Origin of the sequence: Pantoea jilinensis (genome assembly GCF_019104105.1) — a bacterium.
Lineage (GTDB): Bacteria > Pseudomonadota > Gammaproteobacteria > Enterobacterales > Enterobacteriaceae > Pantoea > Pantoea eucalypti.
Genome location: NZ_CP077746.1, coordinates 1081865 through 1096716, shown reverse-complemented (window position 1 = coordinate 1096716; position 14852 = coordinate 1081865). Strand labels below are relative to the sequence as shown.

The window sequence follows — 14852 nt, the reverse complement described above, 5'->3', positions numbered from 1 at the left end:
AATTGCCGCGCTTTATTTTAACCACCAACCGCAATTCGCGTGGGGACCTCGCAGTGACCGACAAAACCTCTCTCAGTTACAAAGACGCCGGTGTTGATATTGATGCTGGTAACGCTCTGGTTGACCGTATTAAAGGCGTAGTGAAAAAGACGCGTCGCCCGGAAGTGATGGGTGGACTGGGCGGTTTTGGTGCGCTTTGCGCGCTGCCGCAAAAATACCGTGAACCGGTGCTGGTCTCCGGCACCGATGGCGTCGGCACCAAGCTGCGCCTGGCGATGGATCTCAAACGCCACGATGCCATTGGTGTTGACCTGGTCGCGATGTGCGTTAACGACCTGGTGGTACAGGGCGCTGAGCCGCTCTTCTTCCTCGACTACTACGCCACCGGCAAACTGGATGTGGAAACCGCCTCTGCGGTGATCACCGGCATCGCCGAAGGGTGTCTGCAGTCGGGTTGTGCGCTGGTCGGCGGTGAAACCGCTGAGATGCCAGGCATGTATCACGGCGAAGATTACGACGTGGCGGGTTTTTGTGTCGGCGTGGTGGAAAAGTCAGAAATCATTGATGGCAGCAAGGTGCAGGATGGTGACGTACTGATCGCCCTCGGATCAAGCGGCCCGCACTCCAACGGCTATTCGCTGGTGCGCAAAATTCTGGAAGTCAGCAACACGGATCCACTGGCTGAACAGCTGGAAGGCAAACCGCTGGCTGATCATCTGCTGGAACCGACCCGCATCTACGTGAAAAATATCCTGAGCCTGATTGAGCAGGTCGATGTGCACGCTATTGCGCACCTGACCGGCGGCGGCTTCTGGGAGAATATTCCGCGCGTACTGCCTGACAATACTCAGGCCGTGATCGACGAGAAGAGCTGGGAATGGCCGGCGGTATTCAGCTGGTTACAGCAGGCGGGCAACGTCAGCCGTTTCGAGATGTACCGCACCTTTAACTGCGGCGTCGGCATGATCATTGCCCTGAGCCCGGCAGAGGCGGACAAGGCGATTGCGCTGATGCAGGCCGCAGGCGAGAAAGCCTGGAAGCTCGGCGTGATTAAAGCGTCGGATGCTGAAGAGCGTGTGGTTATTAACGGATGAAAAAGCTGGTTGTACTGATTTCCGGCAACGGAAGTAACCTTCAGTCCATCCTTGACGCCTGTGAAAGCGGGCAGATTCACGGCAGCGTCGCTGCCGTGTTCAGCAACCGTGCCGCCGCTTATGGCCTGACGCGGGCGCAGGAGGCGGGCATTCCCGCCCATGCGCTTGCCGCCAGTGACTTCGCTGACCGCGAAGCTTTTGATCGTCAGCTCATCGCTGAAATCGATGCCTACCGTCCAGACCTGATTGTGCTGGCCGGTTATATGCGCATTCTCAGCAGCGCTTTTGTGGCGCATTTTCATAATCGCCTGCTGAATATCCACCCTTCCCTGCTGCCGAAATATCCGGGTCTGCATACGCATCGTCAGGCGCTGGAAAATGGCGACAGCGAACATGGCACTTCCGTGCATTTCGTGACGGACGAACTGGATGGCGGACCGGTGATCCTGCAGGCCAAAGTGCCGGTCTTTCCTGGCGACAGTGAAGCGGAGATTACGGAGCGGGTGCAGCACCAGGAACACGCTATCTATCCGCTGGTGATCAGCTGGTTTGTTGAGGGTCGGCTGGAAATGCGAGACGGCAAAGCCTGGCTGGATGGTGAACCGCTGCCGCCGCAGGGCTATGCTAACGACTGATGCATGGGAAGCCAGGGCTTCTTATGAAGTACTGGCAGAGTAAAGATTCAGGGAGCCTATGCCCTCCGTAAAGACGCAAAAAATGCTATCCATGGCAGCTCAGCGCGGACGATTACGCACCTCATCCCTGAGGTGCGTCCGTTGCCAGACCAACGCTTTGCGTTGTTCAAAAACGCCCCCGGCGTTTTTGTCCCTGGTCAGCGATGCTTTACTACAGGCATAAGCTCCCATCGCTTTGAATTCAGGAGTTGTCAGTCAGAATACCCATTTTTCCTCTCCCTCAGCCGTAACGCCCCGTAATATAATCTTCAGTCCGTCGCTGTTTCGGCGCGGTGAAAATCCGGTCGGTCTCATCAAACTCCACTAACGCGCCCTGATGCATAAACGCAGTGTAATCTGACACCCGCGACGCCTGCTGCATGTTGTGCGTCACCAGCACCAGCGTGAAATGCTGCTTCAGTGTGGTCATCAACTCTTCAATCACCAGCGTGGAGATCGGATCCAGCGCGGAGGTCGGCTCATCCAGCAGCAGCACTTCCGGCTCAATCGCAATGGCACGGGCAATCACCAGCCGCTGCTGCTGTCCGGTCGAAAGCGTCAGCGCATTCTGTGACAGCTGATCTTTGACCTCACTCCACAGCGCCGCCGCGCGCAGTGCCCGTTCACAGGCTTCGTTCAATACCCGCCGATCGCGCACACCCTGTAAACGCAGCCCATAGACCACATTTTCATAGATCGACTTTGGAAAAGGATTGGGCCGCTGAAACACCATACCGACCCGACGGCGCAGCGCAGAGAGATCCTGTCCGGGTTGCAGGATCGGCAGTGAATCCAGCAGCACGTCGCCCTCTACCCGGCAGTGATCAATCACGTCGTTCATACGATTAAAGCAGCGCAGCAGCGTCGACTTGCCACAGCCTGAGGGGCCAATCAGCGCAGTAATCCTGTTTTTCGGCACCTGCAGAGAAATATCCTGCAGCGCCTGGCGCTCGCCATACCACAGCGACAGATGGTTAACGGTCAGCGCGATATCCGTGTCGGACGTCATAGTCATAGCCTGTTATTGAGTCATAAGACGATAGCGTTCACGCAGACGGTGGCGCAGGCCCATCGCCAGCAGATTAAGCGACAGAATAATCAGCACCAGCAATAGCGCGGTGGCAAACACCAGCGGCCGGTCAGCTTCAATATTCGGACTCTGAAACGCCAGATCGTAAATCTGGAAGCCCAGATGCATAAACTTGCGATCCAGATGCAGATAAGGAAACACTGCGTCGACCGGCAGTTCCGGTACCATTTTTACTACCCCCACCAGCATCAGCGGTGCGGTTTCACCAGCAGCACGCGCTACCGCCAGAATCAGGCCGGTCAACATGGCCGGCACCGCCATCGGTAACACTACGTTCCACAGCGTTTCCGCCTGGGTCGCGCCCAGCGCCAGCGAACCCTGACGCAGGCTGTTGGGAATACGGGATAAGCCTTCTTCAGTCGCCACAATCACCACCGGCAGCGTCAGCAAGGCGAGCGTCAGTGAGGCCCACAGCAAACCCGGCGTGCCAAAAGTGGGATTCGGCAGCGCGCTGGCGAAGAAGAGCTGGTCAAGGGTGCCGCCCACCAGCCAGACAAAGAAGCCCAGACCAAATACGCCATAAACGATTGAAGGGACGCCCGCCAGATTAACCACTGCGATACGCACCAGCCTGGTCAGCGCATTGCGTCCGGCATATTCGTGCAGCCAGATGGCGGCGATGACGCCCAGCGGCATCACCACCACCGACATCAGCAACACCATCAGCACAGTGCCAAATATCGCCGGAAACGCCCCGGATTCACTTTCACCCTCGGCGGGTGTGTCACTGACGAAACGCCATAGCTGATGCAAAAAATGTCCGGTTTTGCCGGTCAGCGTCATCGCATTAGGTTTCCAGCTGTCGACGATTTCGGTCAGCGGGATCGCATGCTCGGTACCCTGCACATTCCGCAGAACTAACACATCGCGCTGACTCTGCAGTTGCAGAGAAGCCAGTGTCTCACTCAGTTGATTGAAGCGGCGCTGTAAGGCAGCCTGATTGGCCTGATATTCCGATTCGGCCTGCAGATCAAAGTGGCCGGCAGCACGGTTTGTGGCCGCCTGCTCATCAAGCTCCTCACGCTGGCTGTTGATGCGCGCCATCCCGACCCGGCGAATCTGGTTAGCCTGCCGCACCAGCATCTGCACCTGTCCGAGCCGCTGATTCAGCAGCGCATCGGGATCCTGCGCAGTTAACTCTTCATTATCTTCACGCAGGCCAACAAACCAGCCATAAGCCTGGCCGTGACTGCGGCGTTGCAGCACCATGATATCTGCTGGCTGGCTGACCTTCGCTGCCGTGCGACTGTAGACGACGCGGAAATCGGGTGCGTCCCAGTCACGGTTACCGGTTTTGATCAGATAGCGATTCACCTGACCGCCGCTGTTACCCTGCTCATCGGCCGGGGCCGGAAAACGTCGCTGATGTTCCAGCGTTTCGCCCAGCAGACGTGTTTCGCCGCCCTCAGGCTGACTGAACGTATAAAGGTCAACGCGCTGCGGCCAGAAAGCGCGAACGCCCTGCCACGCCAGTAGCCCAATCAGCAGCGTAAAAGCCAGCAGGCAGACGGCGACGGCACCGGCGGTTAACCAGCGCCAGCGGTCATTCTGTCGCATCGCTTTCATGCCTGCTCCTCGTGCTGGCTGTAGCGCTGACGCAGTCGCTGACGGATCAGCTCGGCAACCGTGTTAATCACCAGCGTAAACAGCAACAGCATCAGTGCGCTGAGAAACAGCACGCGATAGTGGGCACTGCCCGCTGCCGCTTCCGGCATCTCAATGGCGATGTTTGCAGAGAGCGCGCGCAGCCCGCTGAACAGGCCACCTTCACTTTGCGGCGTATTGCCGGTCGCCATCAGCAAAATCATGGTTTCTCCTACGGCGCGTCCCAGACCGATCATCAGGGCGGCAAAAATACCGGCAGAGGCACCCGGCAGCACGACGCGGGTCAGTGTCTGCCAGGGCGTCGCCCCCAGTGCCAGCGAGCCCTGCCCCAGTGCAGCAGGCACGCTAAACAGCGCATCTTCCGAGAGGGTGAAAATCAGCGGCACCAGCGCGAAGCCCATCGCCAGCGCAGCCACCAGCAGATTGCGCTGCTCGTAATGCGGGAGCCAGTCACCGGCATCCGGTATAAACAGTGTGGGCAGCCACAGCGTCAGCAGCGTGACCAGCAGCAACAGCGGCAGCAGAACCATGACCTCACGGCCCGGCTGACGCCAGCGTGGTGGTAAACGCGCACTGAATACGCCGCACAGCAGCAGCGCGCCTGCCAGGGTCAGCGGCAGCAGCAGCACACCCACCAGCGCCTGACCAATATGCGGCGCGAGCCAAATCCCGGCAATCAGCCCCACCACCACGCTCGGCAGCGCACCCATCATCTCAATGGCCGGTTTAACCCAGCGCCGCAGGCCTGGCGCCATAAACCATGCGGTGTACATCGCCGCCGCCAGCGCCAGCGGTGTCGCAAACAGCAGTGCTAAACTGGCCGCTTTCAGCGTTCCCGAGACCATCGGCATCAGGCTGAATTTGGCCTGATAGTTATCGCCGGCCGCAGTCGATTGCCAGACCCAGTCGGGTCCAGGGTAGTTTTCATACCAGATTTTTTGCCAGAAATTGCGCCAGGTGACATCCGGCCACGGATTATCAAGCCGCAGTGTCTGCCAGCTGCCCGGCCGCTCAATCAGCAGGCTGTCGCCGTGGGGAGAGAACTGCGCCTGCACAATGCCCGGCGCCAGCTGACGCTGCAGTATCGGGCCACGCTGCTTGCTGGCGAACAGCCGAAGCGTCCCCTGTTTACTGAGGGTCGCAAACACGCGACGTTGAGATTCCGTCACCAGAATCGTCTCGCCGTCGCTGTCGGCAAAGGTCCGGATTTGCTGCAGCCGTGGCCCCTGATCGCTGGCAATCGCAAACCACTGGGTGACACCGCGATTATCCTGGATCAGCAGGCTTTTCCCCCCCACCAGCAGATGCAAACTTTGCGGAGGCTGCGGCAGCATGTGGGTTTCGCGCAACAGTGCCCGATCATCATCAAGTTGCCAGACCCGCAGCAGATTGCCTTCAGTGGTGTAGAGCAGATCGCCGGATGGCGAGAGTGCCAGCAGATCCAGCTGACGTTGCGGAAGCGGGATAATGGATGCCTGACGATCGGTGCCCAGCGTCAGCACCCGGAGTCCGGCCTCGGTGAGAGCAGCAATGCGCCACTGGCCCGCATGACGCGTCGCCAGCGCCATCTTCGTCACCGCGCCATCAGGCAGATGGAACGGTTTGTCACCCAATGGAAAACGCCATTGCTGGTCGGCTTTCGGCTGCATCAGTGTTAGCGCGCCCTGCATATTCAGCAACAGTGTTTGCCCATCGGCACTCTGCACGGCGTCATCGGGAGCGGGAGTCAGGGTCAGCGCCGGTTCCGCAGGCTGTCCATCCAGCGGAATAAAACGGGCCGCACCGCGCGCGCTGATTCGCCAGCCAACACTGCCCTGATTGCCCATGGCTAAAGCGGGCGCACGATCCCAGAGCTGCTGGCTGGCCGCAATTTGCAGGCCAGGCGCATTAAATAGCGGTAATACCACGCCGATCAACCAGCAGAATAGCAGCAGCATCAGCAATAGGATCGCTACGCCACAGCAGGTGACCAGTCGTCGCGTCAGACGGTCAACGGCACGACGCTTACGATCGCTGAATTGGACAGGAATGTGGTTTGCGCTCATGCGGTTCCGGTGGCAGCCTGAAATAAGCCGCTATGTTGCCCGTAGCCGATTGATAAGACAACTCCTGGCGTTGGACAACGCTGCCATACTCTCGCCATAATGTTGGTGGATACTGGATCTTCAGTCCTGCAACCGCTAAATGGAGTGAGAATGGGTCAGGTAAAGCTTTATATTGAAAAAGAATTAAGCTGGTTATCCTTTAATGAACGGGTTTTGCAGGAAGCCGCAGACAAAAGCAATCCACTGATTGAGCGGATGCGCTTTCTGGGCATCTACTCCAATAATCTCGACGAATTCTATAAAGTGCGTTTCGCCGACCTCAAACGCCGCATTCTGATTGGTGAAGAGCAGGGTTCCGCCAGTACGCCACGCCATCTGTTTAAGAAAATTCAGCAACGGGTGATGAAGTCCGATCAGGAGTTTGATGCGCTCTATAACGATCTGCTGCTGGAGATGGCACGTAATCAGATCTTCCTGATCAACGAACGTCAGCTCTCATCCAATCAGCAGGCCTGGCTGCGCCACTACTTCAAACATGAACTGCGTCAGCACATCTCGCCGATCCTGATCACCCACGAAACCGACCTGACGGAATTCCTCAAAGACGACTACACCTATCTGGCAGTAGAGATTATCCGTGGTGACCATATTCAGTATGCACTGCTGGAAATTCCGTCTGACAAAGTGCCGCGTTTCATTAATTTACCGGCAGAGCCACCGCGTCGCCGTAAACCGATGATTCTGCTGGATAACATTTTGCGTTACTGCCTGGATGATATTTTCAAAGGCTTCTACGACTACGACGCGCTCAACGCCTATTCAATGAAAATGACGCGTGACGCCGAGTATGACCTGGTTACGGAGATGGAGTCGAGCCTGCTGGAGCTGATGTCCTCCAGCCTGAAGCAGCGCCTGACGGCGGAGCCGGTACGTTTTGTCTACCAGCGCGATATGCCCGACACCATGGTGTCGCTGCTGTGTCATAAGCTTTCCATCTCTAACCTGGATTCCATTTTGCCGGGCGGCCGCTACCACAACTTCAAAGACTTTATCGGCTTCCCGAACGTCGGCAAAAACAACCTGGTTAACCGCCCGCTGCCGCAGATTCGCCACATCGGCTTTGATGGCTTCCGCAACGGCTTTGATGCGATTCGCAATCGCGATGTGCTGCTCTACTATCCATACCATACCTTTGAACATGTGCTGGAGTTGCTGCGTCAGGCATCGTTTGACCCCAGCGTGCTGGCAATCAAAATCAATATCTACCGCGTAGCCAAACACTCCCGCATTATGGATGCGATGATCCATGCCGCCTATAACGGTAAAAAAGTCACGGTGGTGGTGGAACTGCAGGCGCGCTTTGATGAAGAAGCTAACATTTACTGGGCGAAACGCCTGACTGAAGCGGGTGTGCACGTCATTTTCTCTGCACCAGGCCTTAAGATTCACGCCAAGCTGTTCCTGATTTCACGCCGCGAAGGCGAAGAGATTGTGCGCTACGCGCATATCGGTACCGGCAACTTTAATGAGAAAACCGCGCGACTCTATACCGATTACTCATTGCTGACCGCGGATGCGCGCATCACCAATGAAGTGCGCCGGGTGTTCAACTTTATTGAGAATCCCTATCGGCCTGTGACGTTCGATCACCTGATGGTGTCGCCACAAAACTCGCGCCGGATGCTGTATGAACTGATCGACACCGAAATTGCCAATGCTCAGCAAAATAAGCCCTGCGGCATTACTCTGAAAATAAACAATCTGGTGGACAAAGGTCTGGTTGATCGGCTTTATACAGCCTCGAGCGTAGGGGTAAAGGTCAATCTTCTGGTGCGCGGAATGTGCTCATTAATTCCTGACTTGCCTGGGATCAGTGAAAATATTCGTGTCATCAGTATTGTTGATCGTTATCTGGAACATGATCGCGTCTATATTTTTGAAAATGGCGGCGATAAAAAGGTGTTCCTCTCCTCCGCTGACTGGATGACGCGTAACATCGATTACCGCATCGAAGTGGCTGTGGCGATTCTCGATCCCCACATCCGGCAGCGTATACTCGACATTATTGCTATTCAGTTGAGTGATACGGTAAAAGCCCGCATCGTCGATAAAGAGTTGAGTAACCATTACGTCCAGCGCGGCAATCGTCGTAAAGTGCGCTCGCAGCTGGCCATCTATGATTACATCAAGAAACTGGAACAACCTGAATAAATCCTATGCCAATTTCTCATAAAAGTACGCCAAAACCCCAGGAGTTTGCGGCGATTGACCTGGGCTCGAACAGTTTCCATATGGTAATTGCGCGGGTTGTCGATGGTGCGATGCAGGTACTGGGCCGCCTTAAACAGCGCGTCCATCTGGCGGATGGGCTGGATGCTCAACACAACCTCAGCGAAGAGGCGATGGAGCGTGGCTTAGCCTGCCTGGCCCTGTTTGCCGAACGCCTGCAGGGATTCAGTCCCAGCAACGTGACGATTGTCGGCACCCATACGCTGCGCGAGGCGATCAATGCCGAAACCTTCCTGCAGCGCGCTGCCGAGGTGATCCCCTATCCAATCGAGGTGATTTCAGGCCATGAAGAAGCGCGTCTGATCTTTATGGGTGTGGAGCACACACAGCCGGAAAAAGGCCGCAAGCTGGTGATCGATATCGGCGGCGGCTCCACTGAGCTGGTGATTGGTGAGGATTTCGAACCTCAGCTGGTTGAGAGCCGGCGCATGGGTTGCGTCAGTTTCGCCCAGCTCTATTTCCCGAAAGGGGAAATCAGCCGTGAAAACTTCCGCCGTGCCCGCTTAGCGGCTGCACAAAAGCTGGAAACGCTGGCATGGCAATATCGTCTGCATGGCTGGCAATATGCGCTGGGCGCATCCGGTACCATCAAAGCTGCCTGCGAAGTGCTGCAGGCGATGGATGAAAAAGAGAAGCTGATTACGCCTGAGCGTCTCGAAAAGCTCTATGACGAAGTGATGAAACATAAATCCTTCTCTGCACTGAGCCTGCCGGGCCTGTCAGAAGAGCGCAAAGGTGTGTTTGTCCCCGGACTGGCGATTCTCTGTGGCGTCTTCGATGCGCTGGCGATTCGCGAGCTGCGCCTCTCCGACGGTGCGCTGCGTGAAGGTGTGCTCTATGAGATGGAGGGCCGTTTCCGCCATCAGGATATTCGCAGCCGCACAGCACAAAGTCTGGCTAACCATTACGCCATCGACAGCGATCAGGCTCGACGTGTGCTGGAGACGACCGAGCAGCTTTATCTGCAATGGCGCGATCAGAACCCAAAGCTGGCGAATCCGCAACTGGCTGCACTGCTTAAATGGGCGGCGATGCTGCATGAAGTGGGCCTGACTATCAATCACAGCGGCCTGCAACGCCATTCAGCTTATATTCTGCAAAATACCAACCTGCCTGGGTTCAATCAGGATCAGCAGATGTTGCTGGCGGCACTGGTCAGATTCCATCGTAAAGCGGTGAAGCTTGATGAGTTACCACGCGTAACGCTGTTCAAGAAAAAGCAGTTTGTGCCGCTGATTTTTCTGCTGCGCCTGGGCACCCTGCTGAATAATCAGCGCCAGGCCACCACGCGTCCGGATGCGTTAACCCTGAAATGCGATGATGGCCACTGGACGCTGATTTTCCCGGCGGGCTACTTTGCGCAGAACAATCTGGTTCAGCTCGATCTTGAACGCGAGCAGGCTTACTGGAACGACGTCACCGGATGGAAGCTGATCCTCGAAGAAGATATCTGACAACCCGGGCGCACCGCGCCCGTTTAACTGAATTGATGACTATGACACAACCAACCGCACCGCTTTCAGGCGAAAACTATTTTGCCGACACCTATGGTTTAACGCCGCCCCACTCCGAAGTGGTTGCGGCTCTGCCCCAGCTTAACGTCGGCAAGGCGCTTGATCTTGGCTGTGGCGTGGGACGCAATACGCTGTTTCTGAATCAGCACGGTTTTGACGTCACAGCGTGGGATCACAATCCGCAGAGCCTGGCGCGCCTGCAGGAGATTATTGCGCAGGAAAACCTTCAGGGTATTCACACTGAGCAGCGCGATCTGAACAACACACGCTTTAATGGCGGCTTCAACGTTGTGCTGTCGACCGTGGTAATGATGTTTCTGCAGCCGCAGACCATTCCGCAGCTGATTGCCGACATGCAGGCTTGTACGGTCAGGGATGGTTTCAACCTGATTGTGGCGGCGATGAACACGGACGATATGCCCTGCCCGGCAGATTTCTCTTTTGCGTTTAAATCGGGCGAACTCAGCCACTATTATCGCAACTGGCATATCGTGAAGTACAACGAGCACCCCGGTCAGCTGCATCGTAAAGATGAAAACGGTAACCGCATCACCTGCCGCTTTGCGACGTTACTGGCGCAAAAAGCGAGTTATTGATCTTTATCTGCTGTTTTTTTCAACAGCGATTGATTTCATCTGGCGACTGTGACTAAATATTGCAGTCGCCCTCTGATGGGCTCATTACAGGAACCACCCCGCGTGAACAGCGCTATTTCTCCCCGAAGACGTCAAAAAACCGGCACCATGACCCGCATCGTGCTGCTGATCAGTTTTATCATTCTCTTTAGTCGCCTGATTTTTATCCTGCCTGCTGCCTTCGAGCATCATCAGCAACAGAAAGCTATTCCTGAGCCTGTCACCGTCACATCAAATGATACGCGCTAGCGAATAGTGATATTTCGCCTGAATTGCACTGAAACCTGAACGGAATCCAGATAACTGGACTCTTTTTTGCATCCCTTTTTCAGGCGAAACGCTACACTGCGTGCTGGTGCTTACAGACTAAGGGATCCAATGTGTCTGCCTCTCAATCTCAACGTTTAAGTGAAATACGTCATCGCATTCTGACGCTGCTGCTCAATGAGCACGATCTGGTTGATTCCCTGCTGGAGAAATCCGGCGATCTCAACCCTGAACAGCAACGTGAAAATGCGGCCCAGCGTGATGCGCTGGAACAGTATATTCAGCAGCTTCATGCCGCTGACCTCGCCGACATTCTTGAAGCCCTGCCCGAAGAGGAACGTCAGGCATTGTGGCGTCTGGTGCCAAACGAGCGGCGTGGTCACGTGCTGGTTGAAGCCTCAGAAACGGTCTGGGCCAGCCTCACCGAAGAGATGAGCGACCGTGATATCCTGCGCGCTATCCAGCCGCTGGACATCGACGATCAGGTCTGGCTGGCACAATATCTGCCACGTGACCTGACCGGGCGCCTGCTGGCGACCGTGGAGCCGGCTCTGCGCGCCCGTATGCTGGATATGGTGCAGCTCGACCGCGACCGCGTAGGCCGGGTGATGGATTTTAATATCCTGACGGTGCGCGACGATGTCACGCTGGCAACGGTGCAGCGTTTTCTGCGCAAGCGTAAAAGCATGCCCGGCGGTACCGATAAACTCTTTATTACTAACAAAGACAATCAGCTGCTTGGCGAACTGCTGCTGACGGATATCCTGCTCAACAAACCTAAAACTCTGGTCAGCGACGTTATGAACGCGCGCCCGACCACCTTCCAGCTCAACGACAAGGCCGAAGATGCGGCCAGCGCCTTTGAGCGTTATAACCTGATTTCTGCTGCCGTCACCGACGCCAGGGGCAAACTGATTGGCCGTGTGACCATCGAAGACATTGTCGACCTGGTGAATGCCGAAAACGAAAGTAACATTCGTAAAATGGGCGGCATCAGTCAGGAAGAGGATGTGTTTGCCCCGGTGCGTAAATCAGTACGCAAACGCTGGGCCTGGCTGGCCATTAATCTCTGTACCGCCTTTGTTGCTTCGCGGGTTATCGGGCTGTTTGAAGGGACGATTTCGCAAATCGTGGCGCTTGCCACCCTGATGCCAATTGTTGCGGGTATTGGCGGCAACACCGGTAACCAGACCATCACCATGATTGTGCGGGCGCTGGCCTTACATCAGGTTGAACCGGGTAACTTCTCGTTTCTGATTGTGCGTGAACTGGGCGTAGCGCTGATCAACGGCCTGTTCTGGGGCGGCATTATGGGCGGCATTACCTGGCTGATGTATGACAATATGGCGCTGGGCGGCGTCATGATGCTGGCCATGGCGCTGAATCTGCTGCTGGCCGCGCTAATGGGTGTACTGGTTCCGCTGGTAATGACCAAAATGAAGCGCGATCCGGCCGTAGGCTCCAGCGTATTGATCACCGCCCTGACTGATACCGGCGGCTTCTTTATCTTCCTGGGACTGGCGACGATCTTCCTGCTGCCCCACTGATCAGGCGTGCAGGCCGTAACGTTGCAGCGACCCGTTGAGATTGCGCTGGCGCGTCACCTGTGCCAGCTCACGGGTCGCCGCAGGCAACGTGTAATTGCCGCGCTGGCTCAGCCACTCCAGCACGTCCGCTAAGTGCCAGATGGCGGTTTTACCGTCGTGCACCGGCAGTGGAAACGGCGGGCGGTGGCTGAGCATTAACTTACGCATATTCTGACGCGTCATGCCGATGATCTCGGCCACATCCGTCAATCCCACAAAATCAGGTGCCGCTTCTACCAGCGTGGCACCCGGTATAGCACGCAGCACATCCTCTTCTGCCTGTCTCAATACCTCCGTGGCAGAGTCAGACTCCCGGGTAAACTCCAGTGCAATGCGCCCTGGCATACCCAGACCGATCAGTGCATCATCACAGCCTGCTGCTGCCAGTGTTTCCAGCCACTCATCCACCGGCGCATGCCCTTCCGGCAGGCTAAACCGCAGTGTAAAACAATATTCCATATGCCTCTCCTTGTGCTGCTTCAGGACTTCAGATAGTGACAATTATCTACCACGCGCCGCAGCGCCTGGGCATGCTGATGTGCATTTTTCGGTGTGCTCCAGATGCAGGTCAGACAAAACTCCCCACATCGGCACATCAACAGATTTTTCGGGCAGTACATTTTGCCCCAGGCGTGATGACCTCCCGTCACGACCAGCCAGCCATGGGTTTCGGCGTAACGTAACGCCGTTTCAATCTCTTTACTGGGATGTCGCTTCCTTGCCATGTGTGTCCCTATCCTGACGCTGAATGATTGAGTTGTCAACTGACAACCAGGTGAATATTTCTTAATGCGCCTCAGCATGCGCAGACTTTTTCTCGCAGTAAAACGGTCAGGGTATAAACTGGATAACGTCACGCAAAAAATAAACCGCGCCAGCGAGAATCCGGCCGGACTCATGTTCAACAACGGAGGCAGGAATGTTTAAAGCAGAGGATTTTGTTCAGTCGAAAACCGGCGGACCTAAAATGCAGGTACTGCGCGTCGACGGCGACACCCTGTGGTGTGCGCGCGTTGATGATGCGGCAAAGAAAGAGATCGAAGTGAAGGCAGAGAGCGTCAATCTCTATCATGAAGAGGGTGACTTTGGCGTGTGCTGACGCAAAATGGCCCCTGACGGGGCCAGACTGTCAGGGTTTGTCCTGCTGAAGGTTGTCATTGCCCAGACCACCGATAAACGGCAACCGCAGCCGGAACGGCGTAAAATCGAGTCCCATATTAAGCCCCAGCAGGTTCACTTCAAGTCCCTCTTCCGCGCCCAGCGTCACGCCCGCCACGCCCAGAATCGACACCTGCAAACCGCGCCCGGATGGCGGCAGCCCGATGGGATGCCACAGTGACCGGTAATCTTTGCCCAGCGCATTGGCGGGCAGATCCAGTTTTAAAGCCGGCACTTCACGGCCGATATGCGCCAGGAAGGTATTGCTGTTCGGTCCGGGCCAGGCACGATAAGTTGTCGGCCACGGATAGGATTTAATGGCGGCTTCAATCTGCGGAATCATCGCCTCGGCTTCCGGTCCGCGATGCTCCACCAGCAGCCGGGGTTTTGCGCCATACCAGTAACCATCCGGCAGGTTGGTGTTGCGCCGGATTTTGTCGCCGCTGCCCCAGCTAATCACTTCGTAGCGGGTGAAACGCGTTTCACCTGCGCGCTTAAAGATGATCCAGGGATGCACCGCCACCCGCCCTTTCCAGCCATAGGTCGGCGCCGCATAGACCTGCACGATAGCCAGGTTATATAACGCACGCGGATCGGGCGCGATTCCGGACGAATCCCGCCGGGCAGTGGCCCAGCCACCGGTCTGTGCGGTTTCGCCGTGACGCGTCGCCTGCGCAATGCTGGCCCCCAGCGACAGCAGTAGCACGGCAACAAAAAACAGGCTGAACACTTTCAGTGAGAGCATGACAACATTCCTGATGACGTAAGAATCACGAAACGCCTGAGTGGCAGGCGGTTACAGTAAGTGGCGGCTTTGGGATACGGATTATCGAAGCGGCGAATAAAAGCAGGACACAAAGGAAGTTAAGTGCAGGCTTCTACTGCAGGGAGAATA

Annotated in this window: 14 protein-coding genes; 8 read left to right on the top strand and 6 right to left on the bottom strand. The window is 56.2% G+C overall.

Annotated elements, in window-relative coordinates:
* Positions 1-53: 53 nt before the first annotated feature.
* Positions 54-1094, top strand: a complete 1041-nt coding sequence (purM, locus tag KTJ90_RS05175; protein ID WP_003848745.1) for a phosphoribosylformylglycinamidine cyclo-ligase — start codon at positions 54-56, stop codon at positions 1092-1094.
* Positions 1091-1729: a phosphoribosylglycinamide formyltransferase gene (gene purN, locus KTJ90_RS05170; protein ID WP_140033153.1), complete on the top strand. Its 639-nt coding sequence runs from the start codon at positions 1091-1093 to the stop codon at positions 1727-1729. The genes purM and purN overlap by 4 nt, the downstream gene beginning before the upstream one ends.
* Before the next feature lie 280 nt (positions 1730-2009).
* Here the strand turns inward: purN and pstB are convergent, their stop codons facing one another.
* The 3 genes from pstB to KTJ90_RS05155 are packed head-to-tail and all read right to left on the bottom strand — an operon-like array spanning position 2010 to position 6508.
* On the bottom strand, positions 2010-2777 hold the full coding sequence (pstB, locus tag KTJ90_RS05165) for a phosphate ABC transporter ATP-binding protein PstB (protein ID WP_003848740.1): 768 nt from the start codon (positions 2775-2777) through the stop codon (positions 2010-2012).
* Positions 2778-2789: 12 nt separating this feature from the next.
* The gene (gene pstA / locus KTJ90_RS05160) at positions 2790-4424 is read right to left on the bottom strand and encodes an ABC transporter permease family protein (protein WP_499025984.1); all 1635 of its coding nucleotides are present in this window, start codon (positions 4422-4424) and stop codon (positions 2790-2792) included.
* Positions 4421-6508 (bottom strand): ABC transporter permease subunit, encoded by a 2088-nt coding sequence (locus tag KTJ90_RS05155; protein ID WP_003848737.1) that lies wholly within the window; start codon positions 6506-6508, stop codon positions 4421-4423. Before KTJ90_RS05155 ends, pstA begins: the two co-directional genes overlap by 4 nt.
* Before the next feature lie 150 nt (positions 6509-6658).
* Between KTJ90_RS05155 and ppk1 the strand changes: the two genes are divergently transcribed.
* The 5 genes from ppk1 (at position 6659) to mgtE (ending at position 12760) form a co-directional block, all read left to right on the top strand.
* Complete coding sequence (gene ppk1, locus KTJ90_RS05150) at positions 6659-8719, top strand: polyphosphate kinase 1 (RefSeq protein WP_003848735.1); 2061 nt, start codon at positions 6659-6661, stop codon at positions 8717-8719.
* A gap of 5 nt (positions 8720-8724) precedes the next feature.
* A complete protein-coding gene (ppx, locus tag KTJ90_RS05145) occupies positions 8725-10251 on the top strand; it encodes an exopolyphosphatase (RefSeq protein ID WP_003848733.1) in 1527 nt (508 codons plus the stop codon).
* A gap of 41 nt (positions 10252-10292) precedes the next feature.
* Complete coding sequence (gene tehB / locus KTJ90_RS05140; protein WP_003848730.1) at positions 10293-10907, top strand: tellurite resistance methyltransferase TehB; 615 nt, start codon at positions 10293-10295, stop codon at positions 10905-10907.
* Positions 10908-11009: 102 nt separating this feature from the next.
* The gene (locus tag KTJ90_RS05135; RefSeq protein ID WP_003848728.1) at positions 11010-11195 is read left to right on the top strand and encodes a YfgG family protein; all 186 of its coding nucleotides are present in this window, start codon (positions 11010-11012) and stop codon (positions 11193-11195) included.
* Between the two features lie 131 nt (positions 11196-11326).
* Positions 11327-12760 (top strand): magnesium transporter, encoded by a 1434-nt coding sequence (mgtE, locus tag KTJ90_RS05130; RefSeq protein ID WP_499025983.1) that lies wholly within the window; start codon positions 11327-11329, stop codon positions 12758-12760.
* On the opposite strand, the gene KTJ90_RS05125 is transcribed toward mgtE, so the two are convergent.
* Positions 12761-13258 carry a helix-turn-helix transcriptional regulator gene (locus tag KTJ90_RS05125; RefSeq protein WP_375150750.1) on the bottom strand — a complete coding sequence of 166 codons (498 nt, stop codon included), beginning with the start codon at positions 13256-13258 and terminating at the stop codon, positions 12761-12763.
* A gap of 20 nt (positions 13259-13278) precedes the next feature.
* The gene (locus tag KTJ90_RS05120) at positions 13279-13524 is read right to left on the bottom strand and encodes a hypothetical protein (RefSeq protein WP_003848722.1); all 246 of its coding nucleotides are present in this window, start codon (positions 13522-13524) and stop codon (positions 13279-13281) included.
* Between the two features lie 194 nt (positions 13525-13718).
* On the opposite strand from KTJ90_RS05120, the gene KTJ90_RS05115 reads away from it, so the two are divergent.
* On the top strand, positions 13719-13898 hold the full coding sequence (locus KTJ90_RS05115; protein ID WP_003848720.1) for a GDFGVC terminal motif YodC-like protein: 180 nt from the start codon (positions 13719-13721) through the stop codon (positions 13896-13898).
* A 30-nt stretch (positions 13899-13928) separates the two neighbouring features.
* On the opposite strand, the gene KTJ90_RS05110 is transcribed toward KTJ90_RS05115, so the two are convergent.
* Positions 13929-14702, bottom strand: coding sequence for a DUF3750 domain-containing protein (locus KTJ90_RS05110; protein ID WP_003848719.1), 774 nt, complete (start codon positions 14700-14702; stop codon positions 13929-13931).
* Positions 14703-14852 lie beyond the last annotated feature (150 nt).